The organism is Methylocystis sp. MJC1, assembly GCF_026427715.1.
In the GTDB taxonomy this organism is placed as follows: domain Bacteria; phylum Pseudomonadota; class Alphaproteobacteria; order Rhizobiales; family Beijerinckiaceae; genus Methylocystis.
The window spans coordinates 1,997,554-2,018,441 of record NZ_CP107558.1 but is presented as its reverse complement, the minus strand read 5'-3'; the positions used below and the strand labels follow the sequence as shown (position 1 = coordinate 2,018,441).

General features: G+C 62.0%; 22 protein-coding genes. 8 read left to right on the top strand and 14 right to left on the bottom strand.

Annotated elements, in window-relative coordinates; all coding sequences use genetic code 11:
* Positions 1-324: 324 nt before the first annotated feature.
* Positions 325-1,161 carry an AraC family transcriptional regulator ligand-binding domain-containing protein gene (locus OGR47_RS09755; RefSeq protein ID WP_165048573.1) on the bottom strand — a complete coding sequence of 279 codons (837 nt, stop codon included), beginning with the start codon at positions 1,159-1,161 and terminating at the stop codon, positions 325-327.
* Positions 1,162-1,299: 138 nt separating this feature from the next.
* On the opposite strand from OGR47_RS09755, the gene OGR47_RS09750 reads away from it, so the two are divergent.
* On the top strand, positions 1,300-2,520 hold the full coding sequence (locus OGR47_RS09750; RefSeq protein WP_165048571.1) for a DUF3047 domain-containing protein: 1,221 nt from the start codon (positions 1,300-1,302) through the stop codon (positions 2,518-2,520).
* Positions 2,521-2,647: 127 nt separating this feature from the next.
* On the opposite strand, the gene OGR47_RS09745 is transcribed toward OGR47_RS09750, so the two are convergent.
* Positions 2,648-3,133 (bottom strand): GNAT family N-acetyltransferase, encoded by a 486-nt coding sequence (locus tag OGR47_RS09745; RefSeq protein WP_165048568.1) that lies wholly within the window; start codon positions 3,131-3,133, stop codon positions 2,648-2,650.
* Positions 3,134-3,417: 284 nt separating this feature from the next.
* Between OGR47_RS09745 and OGR47_RS09740 the strand changes: the two genes are divergently transcribed.
* The 6 genes from OGR47_RS09740 to OGR47_RS09715 all read left to right on the top strand — a co-directional run bounded on the left by OGR47_RS09740 (position 3,418) and on the right by OGR47_RS09715 (position 10,171).
* On the top strand, positions 3,418-3,666 hold the full coding sequence (locus OGR47_RS09740; protein ID WP_165048566.1) for a hypothetical protein: 249 nt from the start codon (positions 3,418-3,420) through the stop codon (positions 3,664-3,666).
* A gap of 287 nt (positions 3,667-3,953) precedes the next feature.
* Entirely contained in the window at positions 3,954-6,209 is a 2,256-nt protein-coding gene (locus OGR47_RS09735; protein WP_165048564.1) for a sensor histidine kinase NtrY-like, read from the top strand.
* Positions 6,209-7,573 (top strand): sigma-54-dependent transcriptional regulator, encoded by a 1,365-nt coding sequence (locus tag OGR47_RS09730; protein WP_165048561.1) that lies wholly within the window; start codon positions 6,209-6,211, stop codon positions 7,571-7,573. Before OGR47_RS09735 ends, OGR47_RS09730 begins: the two co-directional genes overlap by 1 nt.
* Before the next feature lie 658 nt (positions 7,574-8,231).
* Positions 8,232-8,492 (top strand): RNA chaperone Hfq, encoded by a 261-nt coding sequence (gene hfq, locus OGR47_RS09725; RefSeq protein ID WP_165048559.1) that lies wholly within the window; start codon positions 8,232-8,234, stop codon positions 8,490-8,492.
* A 5-nt stretch (positions 8,493-8,497) separates the two neighbouring features.
* Positions 8,498-9,838, top strand: a complete 1,341-nt coding sequence (gene hflX, locus OGR47_RS09720; RefSeq protein WP_165048557.1) for a GTPase HflX — start codon at positions 8,498-8,500, stop codon at positions 9,836-9,838.
* Between the two features lie 12 nt (positions 9,839-9,850).
* A complete protein-coding gene (locus OGR47_RS09715) occupies positions 9,851-10,171 on the top strand; it encodes a DMT family transporter (RefSeq protein WP_165048555.1) in 321 nt (106 codons plus the stop codon).
* Positions 10,172-10,346: 175 nt separating this feature from the next.
* On the opposite strand, the gene OGR47_RS09710 is transcribed toward OGR47_RS09715, so the two are convergent.
* The 12 genes from OGR47_RS09710 to OGR47_RS09655 all read right to left on the bottom strand — a co-directional run bounded on the left by OGR47_RS09710 (position 10,347) and on the right by OGR47_RS09655 (position 20,338).
* Positions 10,347-10,901 (bottom strand): cytochrome b, encoded by a 555-nt coding sequence (locus tag OGR47_RS09710; RefSeq protein WP_165048552.1) that lies wholly within the window; start codon positions 10,899-10,901, stop codon positions 10,347-10,349.
* Between the two features lie 56 nt (positions 10,902-10,957).
* A complete protein-coding gene (gene mazG, locus OGR47_RS09705) occupies positions 10,958-11,797 on the bottom strand; it encodes a nucleoside triphosphate pyrophosphohydrolase (protein WP_165048550.1) in 840 nt (279 codons plus the stop codon).
* 79 nt (positions 11,798-11,876) lie between these two features.
* The gene (locus tag OGR47_RS09700) at positions 11,877-12,542 is read right to left on the bottom strand and encodes a cold-shock protein (RefSeq protein WP_246729547.1); all 666 of its coding nucleotides are present in this window, start codon (positions 12,540-12,542) and stop codon (positions 11,877-11,879) included.
* A gap of 607 nt (positions 12,543-13,149) precedes the next feature.
* The gene (locus OGR47_RS09695; protein ID WP_165048547.1) at positions 13,150-14,103 is read right to left on the bottom strand and encodes an alpha/beta fold hydrolase; all 954 of its coding nucleotides are present in this window, start codon (positions 14,101-14,103) and stop codon (positions 13,150-13,152) included.
* 51 nt (positions 14,104-14,154) lie between these two features.
* Complete coding sequence (locus tag OGR47_RS09690) at positions 14,155-14,952, bottom strand: MBL fold metallo-hydrolase (RefSeq protein WP_165048545.1); 798 nt, start codon at positions 14,950-14,952, stop codon at positions 14,155-14,157.
* The gene (locus OGR47_RS09685; RefSeq protein WP_165049155.1) at positions 14,949-15,740 is read right to left on the bottom strand and encodes a TatD family hydrolase; all 792 of its coding nucleotides are present in this window, start codon (positions 15,738-15,740) and stop codon (positions 14,949-14,951) included. The genes OGR47_RS09690 and OGR47_RS09685 overlap by 4 nt, the downstream gene beginning before the upstream one ends.
* Positions 15,741-15,747: 7 nt before the next feature.
* Positions 15,748-16,158: a hypothetical protein gene (locus OGR47_RS09680; RefSeq protein WP_165048543.1), complete on the bottom strand. Its 411-nt coding sequence runs from the start codon at positions 16,156-16,158 to the stop codon at positions 15,748-15,750.
* 213 nt (positions 16,159-16,371) lie between these two features.
* Positions 16,372-17,181: a class I SAM-dependent methyltransferase gene (locus OGR47_RS09675; RefSeq protein WP_165048541.1), complete on the bottom strand. Its 810-nt coding sequence runs from the start codon at positions 17,179-17,181 to the stop codon at positions 16,372-16,374.
* A gap of 177 nt (positions 17,182-17,358) precedes the next feature.
* Positions 17,359-17,916: a hypothetical protein gene (locus OGR47_RS09670; RefSeq protein ID WP_165048539.1), complete on the bottom strand. Its 558-nt coding sequence runs from the start codon at positions 17,914-17,916 to the stop codon at positions 17,359-17,361.
* Positions 17,917-17,997: 81 nt separating this feature from the next.
* Positions 17,998-18,240 (bottom strand): type II toxin-antitoxin system VapB family antitoxin, encoded by a 243-nt coding sequence (locus OGR47_RS09665; RefSeq protein ID WP_165048536.1) that lies wholly within the window; start codon positions 18,238-18,240, stop codon positions 17,998-18,000.
* A 40-nt stretch (positions 18,241-18,280) separates the two neighbouring features.
* On the bottom strand, positions 18,281-19,837 hold the full coding sequence (gene metG, locus OGR47_RS09660) for a methionine--tRNA ligase (RefSeq protein ID WP_165048534.1): 1,557 nt from the start codon (positions 19,835-19,837) through the stop codon (positions 18,281-18,283).
* A gap of 51 nt (positions 19,838-19,888) precedes the next feature.
* Positions 19,889-20,338 (bottom strand): hypothetical protein, encoded by a 450-nt coding sequence (locus tag OGR47_RS09655; protein ID WP_165048532.1) that lies wholly within the window; start codon positions 20,336-20,338, stop codon positions 19,889-19,891.
* A gap of 123 nt (positions 20,339-20,461) precedes the next feature.
* Between OGR47_RS09655 and OGR47_RS09650 the strand changes: the two genes are divergently transcribed.
* Complete coding sequence (locus OGR47_RS09650) at positions 20,462-20,701, top strand: hypothetical protein (RefSeq protein ID WP_165048530.1); 240 nt, start codon at positions 20,462-20,464, stop codon at positions 20,699-20,701.
* Positions 20,702-20,888 lie beyond the last annotated feature (187 nt).

The window sequence follows — 20,888 nt, the reverse complement described above, 5'->3', positions numbered from 1 at the left end:
TCGAGATGAGCGCCTAGAAGGCGCTCGATTTTCGCACGTTCCGACGGAATGATACGAAATCTGCTCGATCGGTTCGTTGTCATTCCCGACGCTCGCAAAGCGAGCGATCGGGAATCCAGAACCGAACCAGCGCTCTTGTGGCTCTGGATTCCCGGTCGGGCTTTCAGCCCGCGGGGAATGACAGCCCCAAGTGAGCTGTTCAAGCGGGAAATGGCAGGAAAGGTAGGGCCGCTTAAGAACGAGCCTGCGTTCGCAGAAGACGCGCTTCAACGCACGGAGCGCGGTGAGAGGCTCTAGTTTCAAATCTCACCTATTTGGCTGCCTTTATCGGTCGGATTTCGCTAATTTGCGCCATCGCCCGGGCGCTACGCCACTCCAACTTTCGAAGGCGCGGCTGATGCGCGAAAGGTCAGGACGACCGTCGAGAAGCTCCAGATCGATCAGGGCCCCGACGTTGCCGGGCAGGTCGTCGGGAGCCGGTATGTCGAAAATGCGCGCGAGTTCGTCGGCGTCGAGGCCTTGATCCGCACTGAGATGCGGGTTGACCGCCATGAGCAGCCGTTGATCGAAGACGATCGTGCCGGGCAGGTCACGGATCACTGTATCGACGCCCATCTGCGCATCAATGGAACGCCGCGCGTTTACGGGCAGGCCGCCGACCATGATGCGGCTTGGTAACCAGCCCGCGCCGGCGAAATGGCGGATCATGACAATCATGTACCACAGCGCGAGCATCTCATTTTGAGGCCTTCCGTCCGTGGCGGGGTCGGCCAATTCATAGGACCAGTGGACCTCGTCGCCATATCGTCGGACGGCAAGTCGCGTCGCACTCTGCATCATGTGCGGCAGACTTGTTCCCGAGCGGTGGATCGCTTCGAATAAGGTGGGCGCCTGTGTGACCCATTTGCCGTAGACCCCAAGGCCCGCGATTGACGTTTGGCGACCGAGGCGGGCAGCGAAAGCCTCGTCGCGCAGCTCACGAGACGCGGTCGCAAGCAGCCGAAAATGGTCGCGCAGCGGCAGAAGGGTGTCGGGCGACTCCAACAAGCGGATGGGAAGTTCGGCGCGGCGAAAGACCCGCTCGATCGAGCCGCCGTTCTCCATGACGACGCCGGCGATCGGCCCGAGCGTGCTCGCGCGCGTATATCCCGTTCGTCGCATCGATTGCCCTCACGCGCCGTAGAAAGCTCGATTTCGGCACGCCAAGGCATGCGGATTTTCGGCGCAAGCATAACATTAGGCTTCCCGATCACGAACGCCTGACCGCAGAGCGCTTGCGCGTGATCAAGGAGGAAGCGTATGTGCCTTTATTGTCTCAATCTTTCTTATGCCGCGAACGCGCGCGGCGCTTTTTCACGGCGCGACATATTGCGGCGCGCCACGGCGCTCGGCGTGGCCTTGCCCGTCACGGCCGCCTCGAACGCCATCTTCGCCGCTGAGCAGAGCGACCCGGCTCCGGCGGATTTCAAAAAGGGCGTCGAAGACCTGATCGCCCGGGCGCATTCGCCCGAGCTCGCGGGCTATCGACTGTTCCAAATCAATGGCCCCGATCTGCCTTGGATCGATCTTGGCCTCGAGGCTGTCAAAGGCCAGCAAATCACCTTTCTTGTCACCGGGCGCTGGTGGCTCTCCCGACAACACGACCTCTGGTTTCGTCCCGGCCTCGGATTCCACGCCCGCACACGCGGCAAACGACCGATCTACAGCCCGGGCGTCGACACGGGCGCCATGACCGCTTTGCACGACGGCCCCATCGAGGTGGCCCGACTGGCTACGCTGGGCGCCGACGAGGACGGCCGCCTGACCATTCCAGAAGACGTCTACGCCAGGGACGACGTGACAATCACCGGCGTCGCGCTGCTGTGGCGCGGAGAGGCCGCCACGGGTCTTGCGAGCCTCGCGGCCCATGGCGACGTCGACGGTCTCCTGGCGGTAGAGCTGGCGCGCCTGCGGCGCAACCGCAGGCTGCCGGAAGGCTGGTCCGACCTCTTCTTGTTCGGCGGCGGCGAGGAGAGCTTCATTCGGGACGCGAATGGCGAGATCGTCTGTGAGAGCGCGGGAGGCGCGTCGATTATCGAGCGGCCGCTGTCGCTTCCTCTCGCATCGCGTCCAAAGCTCGGCTGGCGCTGGAAGATCGACCAACTGCCGTCCGCCGTCCCGGAGGATCAGGCTCCTGTTCATGACTATCTCTCCATTGGCGTGAAATTCGAGGACGGGCAGGACCTCACCTATATCTGGAGCGCCGCGCTGCCGACCGGCAAGGTCTTCCGTTGCCCGCTTCCCGGCTGGAATGCGGTCGAAACTCATATGATCGTCGACTCCGGCGCCACCGGCCTCGGATCGTGGCGCGAGAGGGAGCGGGACGTCGCGTCTGACTACGCCGCCCATATCGGCGGGCCAGCGAAAGCGATCAGCCATATATGGCTGTTGGCGATCACGCCGTTCCAGCGCCGCCGGGGCGCGTGCCGTTACGCCGACATCAGGGTCGAGACGGCTGACGGTGTGGCGCACACACTTTAGAATGGAGGCTGCACAGGTTCGGGTCCGCTATGGGTGAACGAGCGGACCATCGAGCCTGGCTGCTTCGCGCCAAAACGGGCCTTGCGGAATCGTTCGATAATGGCGGTGATGCGACATACGACTTTGTTTAACCAAGCGCCGCAAAGGCCGGCGCGTAATCGATTATGCCAGTCGCAACGGGCAAGGGCCTATTGAATGACAGAGCCATGAGGTGCGGCCCCGCATAGGGAGAGGTGAAGCCACTTGCGAGGGCGGCGTCAAAGCCAAACTTTTGATACAGCTCTGGATCGCCAAGCACGAAAATACCCTGCCATCCTTCCTTTTCAGCCTCCTTCAAGGCTGAACGGACTAACGAACCGCCAGTCCCTTTACGCTGTCGATCGGGGGCGACGGCAACTGGCCCAAGACCTAGCGCACGGAACGGGGCGTCCATTTTTGACAACATGACGTGTCCTACGACGATCCCGGACTCGACAGCGACCATTGAGATAACGGCATCGCCATCCGACCGGAGCTGCTCGACCAACCGTGCTTCGGCGGGCGTGGGAAAAGCAGATTCCACAATCTTTCGAATTGCAGAAACGTCAGCAGGTTCTTCGCAACGAACTATCATCTTATCATCTCGATTTTTGAGCCGTTGTCTTACTACGTCGGATCTGAAAGCTCCGTATTCTGAAATCTTACTCTGCGTTTTGTTGTAGGCGGTTGCAACGCTTAGGAAGTAGCTCCCGCATGCGTGCGAAGATCAAAAGCAACGGCGACCTACACTTGCTGTAGGGTAAAAAGCACTTGGTCAACGCAAGGCGTCAGGTGTTGGCCGGCGGTATCGATCACCAGATGGGCGCGGTCCCAAGGGCGATAATCTAGGTCGGCGACCTCGGCCCATGTTGGCGGAACATGACCGGGGATTTCGCTGACACGCGTTTCGACGCGCCGACGGTGCTCATCAAAATCCGAGCAAATCGTCTCGATCTCAAACACGCGCGCGCCTGCCCGAAGCCCCACATTGCGCCACGCCTCGCGCGTCAGCATCAACGGGTTCACGCAATCGCCGACGACGAGCCGCCCCAGCCGGAGATTGTCCTCAGCTATGGCGTAAGCCGCACGATAACCGGCGTCCTCGATAGAGCCTGGGACGACGCCTGATGCCTTTATCGCCGTTTCAATCGAGTCGATCCGCAACCAAAGCGCACCAAGCCGCAGGGCGATTTCACGGGCAAGCTACGACTTGCCCGTGCCCGGCAGGCCCGAAAAAACAATGAGAGTCGCGCCAAGTTGCATCAAGTGAGGATAGGAGGCGCTCGCCAATCGGCGCAACAATCAAAACTCGAGACTTTTGCGCCGACGGCGCGCCCATACGGGCGTCCCCGGCACGCCCCCGCCCAAAGCGTTACGCATTTGCGACAGTCTCGCCCCCGGCCTATAACCGCCCCATGATCCAAACAGGCGAGCAAGCACTCTCCGACAGCGGCAAAAGCGCCGGCGTTCGGGCCTGGTTCGGGCCAGCCGTCGCCGTCGGGGCCGCGGGCTGCGCGCTGGCGACCTTTCTTGTCACGGCCGAGTTCGGCGTTCTCTCGCCGACCGATAACCGACTCGTCCCGCTTTTTCTCGCCAATCTTTTCTTCGTGGGCGTCCTCCTGGTCATGGTGGTCGCCAAGGCGATGCGGCTTTATCGCGTCTGGCGGCGCGGCGAGGCGGCGGCGCGACTGCATGTCCGCATCGTCGGCTTCTTCTCGGTTATCGCGCTCATTCCGGCGGTTCTACTCGCTGTCGCAGGGTCGCTGACGCTGGAGCGGGCGCTGAACCCCGCCTTCATGAATGGCGTGAAGGTCTTTGTGCACAATACCGCCCAGGCGGCCGAAGCCTTTCAATCGAGCCAATGCCAGGCGCTGCTTCAGGAGGCGCAGCTGACCGCCTCCGACCTCGACCGGGCGCGCGTGCTCTTCATCACCGACCGCAATTATTTCCACCAGATTTTCGACTCCCGCGCCAAATTCCTCGGTTTCTCCGTCGCGGCCCTGGTGTCTTCCAACGGGCAGGTCATCGACCGGGTGGATGTGAGTCAAAACGCCTCGGCGATCGTCATCGCGCCCCCGCAATCGGAATTCGAAAATGCGCGAAAGGGCGAGCCGCTGTGCCTGATGATCGACGACGGAAAGAGCTTCGTCGCGCTCAGGGCGCTGCACGCCTTCGAGAACACTTTTCTTTACGTCACCCGCCCGATTGATCCCTTCGCCATCGACTTCCCGAAGCAGGCTGAGAAGCTGATCAGCAATTACGACGCCTTCGACGCCTACCGCGTGGCCGTGCAGCGCGCCTTCGTGCTCATGTACGCGCTGCTGACCATGATCATGCTGTTGTCGTCGGTATGGTTCGGCCTCAATTTCGCCGACCGGCTGGTGAGCCCGATCCGCACGCTTATCGCCGCGACCGACCAGGTTTCGAGCGGAAATCTCCAGGTGCAGGTGCAGGTCGATCGCGCTCATGGCGAGCTTGCGCGCCTCGGCGATGTCTTCAACAATATGACAACGGAGCTGAACCTCCAGCAGAGCCGGCTACTCGAGGCAAACCGGATCAACGACGAGCGGCGCGAATTCACCGAGGCTGTGCTCGCCGGCGTGCCGGCGGCCGTCATGGGCGTCGACGCAGACGGAATTGTAACGATCCTCAACCGATCGGCCGAAGAATTGTCGCTCAACGATGCGAAGGGCCAGGCCACGGTCGGGGCCAATATCGCTGACGTCATGCCCGAGATCGCGCCGCTGTTGAGCGACGCTCTCGAGCTTTTCCCGCGCGCGGTGCAGAGCCAGGTCACGATGAAGCGCGGGACGGCCGAGCGGACCCTCAACATTCGCGTGACCTCGGCGCGCCGCGCCCAGGAAGGCGCGCCGAGCTTCGTCGTCACACTTGACGATATAACCGACCTCGTCACCGCCCAGCGCACCTCGGCCTGGGCCGATGTCGCGCGCCGCATCGCCCATGAGATCAAAAATCCCCTGACGCCGATCCAGCTCTCGGCCGAGCGCCTCAAGCGCAAATATGGCAAGCTGATTCAGGTCGACCGCGACGTCTTCGACCAATGTATCGACACGATTGTGCGGCAGGTAGACGACATCAAGCGCATGGTGGACGAGTTCTCCTCCTTCGCCCGCATGCCCAAGGCTCGGCCGGCGCGCGACGATCTCAGCGAATGCGCCCGGCAGGTCGCCTTCCTGATGCGGGTCGGCAACGCCGACGTCGATATTGTGGAAACCCAGTTGACGACGCCGGTCTATGCGCAGTTCGACCGCCGGCTTCTCTCGCAGGCGCTGACGAATATCGTGAAGAACGCCATAGAGGGGATCGGTGCCCGCGCGCCGCAGGACGCGGCCGAGAAGGGCAGGGTGGAAATCCGCCTGTCTGTGCGCGAGCGCATGGCGGAAATCGACGTCATCGACAATGGAAAGGGCTTCCCGGCGATCAACCGGCAGCGGCTGTTGGAGCCTTACATGACCACGCGGGCGGACGGCACGGGGCTCGGTCTGCCCATTGTCGCCAAAATCATAGAAGATCACGGCGGCCGACTAGAGCTCCTCGACGCTCCGGTTGGGCGCGGGGCCTGCGTGCGGCTTGTCCTGCCGCTTGCGGACGGCGACAAAGATACGAACCAGCCGGAGACGGCGCATTCCTCCGAAACGAGCGGGGCCTAATGGCAAGCGACATTCTGATTGTCGATGATGAGGAAGACATCCGCGAGCTCGTCGCGGGCATTCTGAGCGACGAGGGCCATGGCACGCGCACGGCCAAGGACGCCGACGAGGCGCTTGCGGCGATCGCCGCGCGCCGGCCGCATCTTGTCTTCCTGGATATCTGGCTGCAAGGCTCGCGGCTCGACGGGCTGCAGGTGCTGGAGCAGATCCAGAAGCAGCACAAGGGGCTGCCGGTGGTCATGATTTCCGGCCACGGCAATATCGAGACGGCCGTCAGCGCCATCAAGATCGGCGCCTATGACTTTATCGAGAAGCCCTTCAAGGCTGATCGTCTGGTTCTGGTCGCCGAGCGCGCGCTGGAGGCCTACCAGCTCAGGCGCGAAATCTCGGCGCTACGCCAGAGGGCAGGGGCCTTCGACCGGATCGTTGGCGCCTCGCCGGCGGCGCATCAGCTTCAGCAGCTCATCGCACGTGTCGCGCCTGTGAATTCTCGCGTCCTGATCATGGGCGCGCCGGGCACGGGCAAGGAGCTCGCCGCCCGCTGCATCCATGAGGCGTCGCAGCGCACGGATGGGCCTTTCGTGGTCATCAGCTCAGCGACCATCACGCCGGAGAATATGGAGATCGAGCTTTTCGGCCGCGAGGGGCCAGACGGCGAGCGCAAGATCGGCGCGCTGGAGGAGGCCCATGGCGGCACGCTCTTCCTCGACGAGATCGCCGACATGCCCAAGGACACTCAGGCCAAGATCCTGCGGGTGCTCGTCGACCAGACCTTCCAGCGCGTCGGTGGGACGACCAAGGTCCAGGTGGACGTCCGCGTCATCTCCTCTTCGGCGCGTGACCTCGCCTTGGCGATCGAGGAAGGGACGCTGCGCGAGGATCTTTTCCATCGACTTGCGGTTGTGCCGATCCGCGTGCCGTCGCTGGCCGAGCGTCGGGAGGATATTCCCGCGCTCATCGACTATTTCATGGAGAGCCTCTCGGTCGCCGCGGGCATGCCGCGGCGCAAAATCGCCGAGGACGCCCTTGCCGTTCTCCAGTTGCACGACTGGCCGGGGAACATCCGGCAATTGAAGAATAATGTCGAACGGCTGATGATCCTGACCGCCGGCGAGCCCGGCGCCGTGATCACCGCGGACATGCTGCCGGCCGATGTCGGCGAGTTGGTGCCGGCCACGCCGGCCGGCGTGCGGGGCGAAAAACTGATGAGCCTCCCGCTTCGCGAGGCGCGCGAAGTCTTCGAACGGGAGTATCTGGTGGCGCAGTTGAACCGCTTCTCCGGGAATATATCGCGGACCGCGGAGTTCATCGGAATGGAGAGGTCTGCCCTCCACAGGAAGTTGAAGTCTCTATCAATAGAATAGTTATTTCAACTAATTACAACATGTTGTTCATGTTTAACATTAATAAATCTCGTGTTTTTCTTTAAGTAGCGTTGGAGTGGCGGGCTTTCGCGTTCGCCGGCTTCGTTGAGAGGGCTGACGTCGTGTGTGCGGGTGGGCGATCGGCAGAAGGGCGAGCAAGGGGGAGATAGGCGCCTCATGGCCCCGAGGCGCCTTTTTCTATCTTCGGATTGGCCAGCCAATGTTCGGACATCGACAACGGGCCGAGGTTCAGTCCGCTTAGTCGGGGCGTGTTTTTGCAGCGCACAAAAGCATGCTTGCTATATGGCCGCGCAGCTTGATAGAGAGCTCAGGTGCCGCTTCGATCGCCGGCTGCGCGATCGGATGTAAGGGGGGCCTGAACGACGCCCTTAAGGAGTTCCCGTGAAGCTGCGCCAAGATATCGCATGCATAAGTTGTGATTTCGGCTCGAGGATATGTCGAGCGTCATTCTATTACATGCGGCAAAACACGAGCGTGGCTGATAGCAGTGGCAAACTTCCGGTCGGTTTGACTTCCACCTTGCGCTACGACTTTCGAGGGGTTCTAATGGCCGCGCGGCGACCGAACTAAAAATCATAAACCGCGGGGGGCGGCGTCATACCGCTCGGCTCAATCAAGATAAAGAACAGGACAGCCGATGTCGTCGGAGCGTTCGCAAAATCTACAAGATACATTTCTGAATTTCGTCCGAAAAAACAAAGTTCCGCTTACCATCTACCTCGTCAATGGCGTCAAGCTTCAGGGCATTGTCACTTGGTTCGACAATTTTTGCCTGCTGCTCCGCCGTGATGGGCACTCGCAACTTGTCTACAAGCACGCCATATCGACGATTATGCCCGGGCATCCGATCCAGATGTTCGAGCCGGCGGACGACGAGGGCGTGGAGAAGCAAAGATAAGCGGATTGATCGGCGAAGATTCAGTTGAAGGACACGCGCTCGGCGGGGATCGAACGCGCGCGATCGTTGTCGGGCCATATCTCTCGCGCGGCCCAACCACGCTTTCCCGCGATCCCCAGGCGCGGCTTGCCGAGGCGGTCGGTCTCGCCCAGGCGATAGACCTCGAGATCGTCGGCGAGCTTCCCGTAGGGTTGAACGATGTTCGCCCAGCGACCTATCTCGGCAAGGGCAAGGTCGAGGAAATCGCGGAGACGGTGAAGGCGCAAGAGGCGGGGCTCGTGAGCATGGATTGCCAGCTCTCGCCCGTGCAGCAGCGCAATCTCGAAAAAGCCTGGAACGCCAAGGTCATCGACCGAACCGGCCTCATTCTGGAAATCTTCGGCCAACGCGCCCGCACCAAAGAGGGCGCGCTACAGGTCGAGCTTGCCCACCTCGCTTATCAGAAATCCCGGTTGGTGCGGTCCTGGACCCATTTGGAGCGTCAGCGCGGCGGTTTCGGCTTCCTCGGCGGCCCTGGCGAGACGCAGATCGAGACCGACCGCCGTCTCATCGAGGAGCGCATGCGCCGCATCGAGCAGGACCTCGACAAGGTGAAGCGCACCCGCGGACTGCATCGCAAGACAAGGCGGGAGATTCCGTATCCCGTCGTCGCGCTCGTGGGCTATACCAATGCCGGAAAGTCTACGCTATTCAATCGGTTGACCAAGGCCGAGGTGCTCGCGCAGGACATGCTTTTCGCGACCCTCGATCCCACGCTGCGCCAAATTCGTCTGCCACATGGGGCGCGGGTGCTGCTCTCCGACACGGTCGGTTTCATCTCGGACTTGCCGACCATGCTGGTCTCGGCCTTTCGCGCCACGCTGGAGGAAGTGACCCTCGCTGACGTGATCCTGCACGTTCGGGATGTCTCGCACGAGGACTCGGAAGCACAGGCCCGCGACGTCGAGGCGATCTTGGAGGAGCTTGGCCTCAAGGGCGAGGCCGAGGGGCGGATCATCGAGGTGTGGAACAAGATCGACTCGCTCGACTCCGACCGGCTCGACGCCTTGCGCCTCGCCGCGCGCGGTTTCGACCCTCGCCGCCGTCCCGCGCTTGTTTCGGCGCTGACGGGCGAGGGGCTCGACGATCTCCTGGCGCGCATCGAGTCCCTGCTTGCCGAGAGCCGCGTGACGCTGGCGTTGGAGATCGGGCCGGAAGACGGGCAGGGGCTCGCTTGGCTTCATGCCCACGCCGAAGTTCTCTCCCGCGAGACCAAGGAGAACGGTGTCTCCCGCCTTACGGTGCGGATTGCGCCGGAGCGGTTGGACGAGGTAAAACGGCGCTATTCATCGGCCTTGCGAACATAAGACCTTAACACCATGCACTGGTTCTACCTTGCGATTGCGATCATCTCCGAGGTCGCGGCCTCCACGGCGCTGCCCGCCGCCCAGGGCTTCCGTAATCCGCTGCCGTCGCTCGCCGTCGTCGCCGGCTATGTGACGGCCTTTTATTTCCTGTCGTTGACGCTGGAAGCCATCCCGCTCGGAGTGGCCTATGCGGTGTGGTCGGGCGTCGGTCTCGCGCTGGTTTCCGTGGCCGGCTGGGTCGTTTATCGCCAAAGCCTCGGTTCGGTGGAGATCGCGGGCATCCTGTTGATTGGACTGGGCATTGTCGTTTTGAAATTCGGCGGCGGCCGCTAAAGTCCAACGAGAGATCCGTTTGATCCGGTTCGGTGTCATTCCCGACGCTCGCGAAGCGAGCGATCGGGCATCCAGAGCAAAACCAGCGCTTTTGTGGCTCTGGATTCCCGGTCGGGCTTTTCAAAGCCCGCCGGGAATGACAAACCCCAATGTCGCTCTGTTCAACCGGAAATGGTCATTCGAAAATCGCCGGCAACATGCGCTTCAAGGTCCGGTCTTTCAGCACATGGTGATGCACGATGGCTGCTGCTGCATGCACCGCCGCCAGAATGATCAGCGTATGCGCCAGAAACTCGTGTATTTCCTTGTAGTCGTGCTTCAGCTCACGGTTTTTGATCCAGGGAGAAGGGATTTCCGAGAGGCCGAAGAGCGGCAGCGCCTCGCCGCCATGGAATAGCGTCAACACGCCGACGATGGGGACCGCGAGAAGCAGTCCGTAGATCGCGAGATGGCCAAGCTTCGTCGCCAATTCGCCGGCCGTGCCGAAGCGCGTTGGCTCAAGCGGCGGCGCAGGGGCGACGAAGCGCCAGACGACCCTCAAAACGAGCAGCAGCACAACCATTTCGCCCAAGATCACGTGAATGAACTCTCCCGTATGGCGAATCGAGCCCTTGGGCAGGTCGTCGCCAAAGACGCCGAGAATCCAAGCGCCCGCGACGCACAGAACCGTGAGCCAATGGAAGAGCTGCGAGGGCGGGCTGTAACGTGATGCGCTAGATGCATCGGACATGGTACGGTGGCCTCCATGGTGCTAAGCGTGACCTTAACGCCGTCAAGCGCACGAAATTAAGGCAGACCCGTCGCCTCCGGAGCGGGGTCCCCATTTGCCCCTTTCTCCAGCTGCTTCGCCTCAACCCAGAGCGCCTCCATCTCATCCAGAGATGCAGCGTCCGGCGACGAGCCCATTTCAGCCAAGCGCTTCTCGATATGGTGGAAACGGCGTTCGAATTTGGCGTTAGCGCCCCTCAGCGCCTGTTCGGGATCGACCTTGGCGTGGCGCGCGAGATTGGAGACGACGAAGAGGAGATCGCCGATTTCCTCTTCCAGCGATTTGGGGTCGAGGTCTGGCCGGCGCAACTCGTCGGCGACTTCCTCCGTCTCTTCGCGGATCTTCCCCATGACATGCGCGGCGTCGTTCCAATCGAAACCGACTTTCGACGCCTTCTGCTGCAGCTTCACCGCCCGGACGAGCGCGGGCAGGGCGAGGGGGACGCCATCGAGCAGGCTCGCAGGGGCAGGGGCGCCTTTCGCGGCCTTTTCCGCCGCTTTGATCTCGTTCCATTGCGCCGTCACGCCATCGGGCGTGAGCGCTTCTCCTTCGCCGAAGACATGGGGATGGCGGCGAACGAGCTTGTCGCAGATGGCTTTGACAACATCGGGGAAGGCGAAGGCGCTCTGCTCCTGGGCGATGCGGGAATGGAAGACGACCTGGAGCAACAAATCCCCCAGCTCGTCTCTCAAATCGTCGAGATCGCCGAATTCTATGGCCTCGACGACCTCATAGGCCTCCTCGACCGCATAGGGGGCGATGGAGCGAGAATCCTGTTCGAGGTCCCAGGGACAGCCGGTTCCCGGGGTGCGTAGCGCCGCCATGATCTCGATAAGACGCGCAATGTCGCCGGGCATCTGAGGACGATCCTCCGAAGCAAAATAAAACGCCGCGCGCCCGAAAGGGGCGGCGGCGTCAGCTCAGATTGCCAGGATGTTAGTCCAGAGCAATGGAGAGGGCTTCGCGGCCCTTGGCGGTGTCGACGACCTGCATGGTCACCGGCTGGCCTTCGAGCAGGCGGTTCACGCCCGAGGGGGCCAGGATCGAGATATGGACGAAGACGTCCTTGCCGCCGTCATTCGACTGGACAAAGCCGAATCCCTTGGTCTCGTCGAACCATTTGACCTTGCCGGAGACCGGCACGGCGGTCGACGGATCGGGTGCCTGGCGGCGGGGACGGGGGCTGTCGAAGCCGCCGCTGCGCGGCGGGGGCGGCGGAGCGCGCTCGGCTGCGCCGGCGAGGTCGACGTCGAGAATGCGGGAGACCTGCTGGCCCTTGACCGAGCTTGTCACCACAACCTGAAGCTTCGCGCCAGGTGGAAGCGCGTCATAGCCCGCCGCCTGAACCGCGCCGATGTGAAGGAAGGCGTCGCCCGTGCCATTGGCCAGCTCGACGAAGCCGAAGCCCTTGTCCGCCTTGAACCATTTCACGACGGCGTCAACGGAGGGCTCGTTCATCATCGGGGGCGCCGAATCCGGGAATCCGCCGCCGCCGAACGGCGATCTCGCAGGACGATTAGGCCGCGGCGCGTCATAGCCAAACGGCCCGTCGTCGTCGAACCCACGCTTACGGGGTCCCCGGAAATCTCTACCTTTGCTCATGTCTACCTGCTCGTCTCCGCCAAAAAAGGCAAGACTCTTATGCCAAACGCGTGCGCCCATGCAGAACCGCTCGGACGCGCAAAATGTGTCCGCTCGGAAACGATGGGATGTTGCCAGTTGAATGCCATATAGTCCCGCGCAACAGGGCTTTTAGCAGATTTCAGGCCGTTCTGGCCAGAGATTTTCGTGGCCCTATCGAAAAATCCAAAGAATTGCCTCGCTCCGGCTAGCGCAAGAGACCATCTTTTCAGAGGTTTCGTCGGCGCGCGCCATGGCCGCAAATGCGACCATGATTCTGAAGCTTCGCCGCGCGGGAGGATGGCGGCGCTGGGACGCTCGCCGGGCGGCTAGCGGGTCTTCCCGTAAATCAAGCTGGCGATTCTACGAGAAGAATCAAGCCAAGCGAGGGGTCGCTCGACTGTAGCGCCGATTCGCATAATCGATATTATGGAACCAAAGCTGGCATCCTGCGGGGGCGGGCATCGGCGGCAAGAACCACGACAAAGCCGACATGAGCCGTCGCAAAATTAACACGGCAGCGCGCCATGGGCGCCGGTTTCTCGAAATATGGAAAATTTGCCGCAAATGCGCCAACGGGCCGCGACCATTATGCAGCGAGGAACCGCTCTATTTGCGCACAGAAAAAGTCCGGCGCCTCTTCGGCGACGAAGTGCCCGCTGTCCTCGGCGATCACGGCCGTCAAATTAGGCGCACGCGGACCCAACGCATCCGCGAGCTTGGTCCCAACGCCATAGCGACCAGCGATCGCCAGAACGGGCATTTCCAGCTTGCGGCCTCCAAAAGACTCGACCCGCGCCGCGTCGTCACGTAGAGCGCGATAATAAGCGAAGCCGGCCGTCATGCCGCCAGCAGATGCGTAATGCCGCGCGAACTCCGAAATCGCCGCTTCCGTGACGGCGTCCTTCCTGTGAGACCAGGCGCGAATTTGGGCGGCGATATATTCTCGCTCCCGCCCGCGCGTCAGCGTTTCCGGGATCTCGGGAGCCATATGGAAGCCATAGTGCCAGGCCCCGCCGCGCCGGGCGTCCATGTTCTCAGTCCCTGGGACGAGGCAATCGACAAGAACCAGCTTTTCGACTTTCCTCGGCTGCAGATGGGCAAGAACGAAGGCCGCTTTGCCACCCATATCGTGTCCAACCACATGGGCGCGGCCGTCGGCCACATGGTCGATCAACGCTGCGACGTCGGCGGCGATTGTCTGCTTGTCATAGCCGGCCGGCGTTCTCTCTGACAGTCCGAGTCCTCTGAGGTCGAGCGCGACGCATCTGAAACGGGAGGAAAGCCGCTCCATGGTTCCTCGCCAGGCGAACCATGTCTGCGGCCAGCCATGGAGCAGGATCACGGTAGGACCCGACCCGACGCTCACGTAATGCAGCTTGACGCCGTTGAGCTGCGCAAAGTGGCTGGTTCCGCCGCGCGGCAGTGGAGGCGCCATCGAATCGTCTGCGGCGACGGATTGGGCGGCGGCGGAGGCGAGCGCCGATCCGAACAAGATGGCGTGGGAGCTTCCGACGAGGAAGGCGCGGCGTTCTGCTTTCATGGATAAGTCCTTGTTTGAAAACGTCAGACCAATAGGCTTGAAACTAATGAGCTAAACCTCGATCCGCAGCCCGTCATAGGCCGGCTCGACATTGGCTGGCAGCATGGCCGCCAGCGTATCATAATCGAGATCGACATGGAGGTCGGTCAGCACGGCGCGCTTCGGACGATAGAGATCGATATAGGCCAGCGCCTGTTCGACCGAGAGATGCGTGCCGTGGCGCTGCCAGCGTAGCGCGTCGATGATCCAGAGATCGAGGCCTTCGAGAAAGCGCGCGCTTTCCGGCGGAATGGCGTTCAGGTCGGGCGTGTAGGCAAGATTCCCAAAACGGAAGCCCAGCGCGTCCATATCACCGTGATCAAGCCGGAATGGGGTCGCTTCGATCGGCCCACCGGGCCCCTCGATTGTCACGGATCGGCCCGGATGCAGCCGATGCTCCGTCATCAGCGGCGGATACAGGCTTCCAGGCGGCGTGGTGAAGATATAGCCGAATTTCTCGCAGATATCGCTGGATGTCCGTTCGTCCATATAGGCCGGAATGCGCCTGCCGTTCAGAATGACGAGCCCGCGCACGTCGTCGATCCCATGAGTATGGTCGGCGTGCGGATGCGTATAGAGCACGGCGTCGATCCGCCTGACCTCCGCGTCGATGAGCTGCTCCCGCAAATCGGGACCCGTGTCCACGAGGATCTGGGTTCTTGCCGCATCGTGGTCGCCGCGCGAGACCAGGATCGAGCAGCGGCGGCGTCGGTTCTTGGGATTGTCCGGGTTGCATTTGCCCCAGCCCTGCCCGACGCGCGGCACGCCGCCGGAGGACGAGCAACCGAGGATCGTCACCGTGAGCGTCACGCAGCGGCCTCGAGCGGCGGCATTTTGGAGAAGAGCCGCAGGGCGTTTGCCGTCGTCACGCGGGCAAGCTCGTCTTCCGAGACGCCCTTGATTTCGGCAAGCAAGCGCGCCGTGTCGACGACAAAGGCCGGCTCGTTGCGCTTGCCCCGGTGCGGCACGGGCGCAAGGAAGGGCGCGTCGGTCTCGACCAGCATCCGCTCCAGGGGCACGACTTTCACCGTCTCGCGCAGCTCGGCCGAATTCTTGAAGGTAACGACGCCGGAAAAGGAGATGTAAAGGCCGAGTTCGACTGCTGTTTCCGCCAATGCGCGGCTCGAGGTGAAGCAATGGAGCAGGGCGGGAAAAGCCCCCTTCCCCATTTCCTCGCTCAGGATCGCGGCGCAGTCTTCATCGGCGTCGCGCGTATGGATGACAAGCGGCAGGCCGGTCTCGCGCGCGGCGGCGATATGGGTGCGGAAGACCCGTTGCGAGAGCTCGCGCGGCGCGCGGTCGTAGTGGTAGTCGAGCCCCGCCTCGCCGAGCCCGACGCATTTTGGATGCTGGGCGAGCGTGACGATTTCCTCGACAGTCGGCTCGGCTTCTTCGTGAGAATGATGCGGATGCGTGCCGACCGTGCAGAAGACGTCCGGATAGGCGTCGGCGACCGCTTTGACGCGGTCGAAACGAGAGAGATGCGTGGAAATGGTGATCATCCGACCGACGCCCCGCGCCTTTGCGCGCGCGACGATCTCCGCCTGCTCCGGCGCAAAATCAGGGAAATCAAGGTGGCAATGGGTGTCGATGAGCATGTCTCGTTCAATTTCCTGCATGGGCGGCGCGCCAGGCGCCCCGCGCGCATAGCATACTATTGGTCGACCAGTCGCCTGCCCCGGACTTGTCGAGCATCTTGCCGTGTATGGCGGCGGTGACGCTGAAAACCTTCAGGTTGATCGACACGCCGCCGTCCGCCCCGATTTGCCCCGAAGTGCTCGCGGGTATGCCGACGAGCTTGGTCACCTGACCTCCATGCACAATCGCGACCAACTGCTTCCGCTTGACGGGGCAAAAGAAGCTCGAGGTCGTGGCCTCGATGACCCACCGGCCGTCGAAGGGCGTGGACGGGGGCGTGGCCGCCTGGGCGGGGCCGGCCTGCGCCGGGCTCGCGAGGGCGGCAAGGCTGATGGGAATGAGGACGCCTATGAGGCGCCTGGAGATAGCGTCGAACATGGCCATTTCGCCTTGTTTCGCGCCGCTGGTTACGCGGCGTCGCTTCCCGAAGAGATAGGACGGGATTTCGACAAGGCCGCGTCGGATGCGTGGCGACCCTCAAGGGGTCGGCCACGGCCTACGCGCAGAATGGCGGATTATGCACGACCTCGATAGCGTCGACTTTGAACCGGTAGAAAATCTTGTAAGGGCAGTCTGGCAATCGGGGCTACCTCACCGTCGCGACCCCTCGAACAGAATGGCTTGCATGGGCATTCGCGCCGGCGCGCCGAATTCCTCGCTGAGCCTCTCCACCAAAGCCTCGACGACCGCCTCTGGCACGACCTCGCCCCGCGCGCGGATCTGGTCGATGAGCGGGCTGCCGAAGACAAGGCCGGTTGCAAAGGCCGCGACATCCGCGATCTCATGCACGCGCGGCAGCACGGAGATGACGATATTTGTGAAGCCCGCTCCGATTAGCGCTTCCTTTGTCGGATCGATCTCCGGGCAAGAGAAGGGCGTCTTCAGGAATTTGGGCGGATCGTCGGGGAAGAAGCGCTCGACCACTTCGAGGCCGATGCGCGAGAAGGGATTGTAGCGCGGCGCGTCCCAGACGCTCGTCAGATAGCGGCCATGGGGCTTCAGCACGCGAGCCGCTTCGCGGTGGGCGGCGTCCTTGTTGGGAAAGAACATCAGGCCGAACTGACAGATAACGGCGTCGAAGGCGTTGTCTGCAAAAGGCAGGACGAGTGCGTCCGCGACGTCGAAGCCCACCTCTTCGCCCGGCCGGAACTTCTCCCGCGCGATCTCCAGCATGGGGGCGTTGAGGTCGGTCGCGGTGAGCCGGGCGTCCGCTGGCAAAGCGTCGCGCAGCTTGCGGGTGACGATGCCCGTGCCGGCGGCGATCTCCAGCGCGTTTCGCGGTCCCCAAATCGCCGCCCGCCGCGCCGTCTCCTCGGCATAGGCCTCGAAGATCACGGGGCCGAGGCCGCGGTCGTAATGGCGGGGGATGTCGCCGATGAAGCGGGCGGGATCGGAGGTCATTTGATTTCCAAGCTGATATGCTGAGAGTTCGAATTACGCCACATCACACCTCTAGGCGGGGCGGCGCTCAGCTGAGAGCCGAATCTGCACATCTCTGGGCGAGCATGGGATCCTTAGCGAGCTGATCGAAGCAATCGGCATGTTTTAGGGCCTTTAGCAGACCATCCGCATCCGACGTCATAGCAACTCCGTTGATGAGCAACGGTGTTCCAATGACTTTTTCGTGAATGATGCAAACAAAGTCCTGGAGGTTAAGCCAAAACTCATCCCAGTCGTTCTCCGCCGCCGCAGGGCAAGTCCCGCCAGAATCGCATTCCTATCTGCATGAGAAATCAGCTTATTACGAGCTTCTACCAGCTTATTTCGGAAAGCCTGAAGTTGGTCGGCGATCGCGGCGAGTCGAGCCTTGATCGCAGGTTCCGAGATGAAATCGTAACGTTGCAGCAAGAACGCCACGGTGTGATTATCATTCTTGCGAGCATCCTGCGCGGGATCGGTTATTTTGCAAACCTGCAGTATCACATACTCAATAAATATTCGATTGAGATCGGCGAAGAGTATGGCAGCAACCCCCGACATCCGATTTTTGTCGGAGGCTGAGCTTCTCTCGAATAGTATTTTATGATGTAAATAAATCGAGCGCATAAAAACGCAGTTATTGGCGAATAAGACGATGTCTTCGTTGGGGTTCGCCGGCGGAATGATATTAAGATTAGCGATGGGCTTTGAGTTCACGGTTCGGCCCTTCTACTAGAACGAGGCGTGGTCGCAATTGACCAACTCGCGCCTCTTAATAGCTGCGCCGAGCACGGATGATCACTCCCCCCACATCCGGTCCATAAACGCCTTGGCGTCGAAGTCCGGATTGGGTGCGCCGATCTTATCCGCGAGAGCAAAGGCTTCGGCGTTTCGTTCTGCAAAGGACTGACGCGCCTGCACGCGCTCGAGCTCGTGCATAAGCGCGGCCCGCACGGCTTCCGCCTTCGTGCGGGCTCCAACAGCTGCCTGTAGCTTCTCCGCGGGCAAATCGACGTCTTCATCTTTGATGTAAAGCGCCATGAACGTATCCTCGAAGATAAACATACCAAAGGCGGGATATTTAGGACAGTTCTTCCTCCACAAACCTCGGAAACACCGGCGCCGGCGGCGGCAGCGGCGCGCCTTCCTGCAGCGTGTTGCCCTCCCCGGCATGCGCAAAGTCGCGCTCGTCCGGGCCAACGCCCAAGGAATCGAGGAACTTCCCCGCCGCCTCGGGAATAAAGGCCTGCAGCGGGATCACCAGCCGGCGCAGCGTCTCCGCCGTCACATAGAGGATCGTCTCCATGCGCGCCGGGTCGGTCTTCTTTTTGGCCCAAGGCTCCTCGCCGGCGAAATAGCGGTTGGCCTCCGCCACCACGCGGAAGATCTCCGCAAGCGCATGATGCGGCTGATAGGCGTCCATCGCCGCGCGCGCCTTCTCCAGCACGCCCGCCGCCTGGTCGAGGATATCCCTGTCCGCGTCGGTGAAGGCGCCCTTCTTCGGCACCGCGCCGTCGCAGTTCTTGGCGATCATGGAGAGCGAGCGCTGCGCCAGATTGCCGAGATCATTGGCAAGATCGGCGTTGATGCGCATGACGATCGCTTCATGCGAATAATTGCCGTCATTGCCGAAGGGCACTTCGCGCAGGAAGAAATAGCGTAGCTGGTCGACGCCATAGCGGTCGATCAGCTCCTGCGGGCCGACGACATTGCCGAGCGATTTCGACATCTTCTCGCCGCGCGAGAACAGAAAGCCATGCACCACGATCTGCTTGGGCAAAGGCGCCTCGGCCGACATCAGAAAGGCCGGCCAATAGATGGCGTGGAAGCGCGTGATGTCCTTGCCGATGACATGGGCGTCGGCGGGCCAGTAGCGCGCCTTCTCGCCGCCGGTGAGCCAGCCGGTCGCGGTGATGTAATTCGTCAGGGCGTCGACCCACACATACATGACATGGTTCGCGGTCGTCTGCGGGCTCGGCGGAATTTTGATGCCCCAGTCGAAGGTCGTGCGCGAGACCGAGAGGTCGGAGAGCCCGCGCTTCACAAAGGCGACGATTTCGTTCTTGTAATGCTCGGGCGTGATGAAGTCGGGATAGGCCTCGTAATGCGCCAGCAGCTTCTCGGCATAGGCCGAGAGCTTGAAGAACCAGCTCTCCTCCTCGACCCATTCGACCGGCGTGCCGGTCGGCGCGTATTTCTTGCCCTCGCGCTCGGTGAGCTCGCTCTCGTCGTAATAGGCTTCGTCGCGGACGGAATACCAGCCGGAATATTTCGAGAGATAGATGTCGCCCTTGGCCTCCATGCGCCGCCAGATCTCAAGCACGGCCTCCTTGTGGCGCTCCTGCGTCGTTCGCACGATGTCGTCGGCCCGCGCGTTCAGCGCCTCGCCCATGCGGGCGAATTGCGCGGCGATGCCGTCCACGAACTGCTGGGGCGTCACGCCTTCCTTCTCGGCGGTGCGCTGCACCTTTTGGCCGTGCTCGTCCATGCCGGTGACGAAGAGCACGTCGTAGCCGTCGAGCCGCTTGAAACGCGCGAAGGCGTCCGTGGCGACGCGCTCATAGGCGTGGCCGATGTGGGGCGCGCCATTCGCGTAGGGAATGGCTGTGGAGATCATATAGGTGGGGCGCTCTGACATGGCGCCCGAGATAGCGCGCTTTTGAGACGCGGGGAAGTCGGAGCCTGCGCTTTAGCCAAGCGAGCATGAAGCCCTGCCCCGCACCGTCACCGTCTTGCTCTCGGCTGCGCCCTTGTGGAGCAGGAAGCTGACCTTCAGCTCGTAGACGCCCCGATATCGATTGGGATCGCTTGTCATTTTCGTCTCGACGACAAGCTCGAAACTGGCGAAGCGCTCCCCCTCGCGTTCCTTATAGGCATGGAGCTTCAAGTCTTTGCCGTGAACCCAGCTGTGCGGCAGGTTGTCGCTCGCAAGGATTATTTTGCGAAAATCGTCCGGAACTCCTTGAACGAGAACGTCGAATTCGCCGTGAACCTGCAGGAGGCCCGGAAGCGAGCCCATCAGAGCGCTGATCACGCCTTTCAGCGATTTGTCCTCGATCTCGCAGTCGAGATTGGCCGTGGCGCGGGCGGGCGCGGCGGCGAGGATGGCGAACAGCGTGACCCAAGGCAAATTGCGCATGTTCATCTCCCGGAAATAAAGCCGAGATTAAAGCCTGACAGACGCGGGTAGGAAGGCGAATCACAGACTCCCTTTTCTGGCCGTCGCGCGCTATGTTTTGGCGCACTGTGCGGGAGCATCGGTATGAGCGTAACAAGGGCGCCGAGAGACATTGCGCGCAGGCTCAGCGAGAAGGGCCGCGCCGGGAGCGACGGCTGGCGGCGCGAGACCTTCACCTTGCCGCGCCACGACGCCCGCGCCAAGGCGCGCGAATGGTTCGACCGCTACCCCAAAGCCGCCTATATGACCGAGATCGAGTTCTGGCGCGAACTCGAGGACGGCCGCATCGAATTCGTCATGCGGCGTCTGCCGAGCGCGGACTGAGCTATTCAGATAAGCTGTTGCTCAACTTTATTTTTTCGGCTTTTTCTTTGCCTTTCAGCGCCCTTTGCACGCAGCGCGCGAGGGGTCATCGAAACGCAGCCGTTTTGACATCCCCCGGCAATAAACCGGACCCAGTTTCCGCCCCGCAAAGGTCCTGATGGCGGCGCCTCGCAAAGCCAGCAGGGAC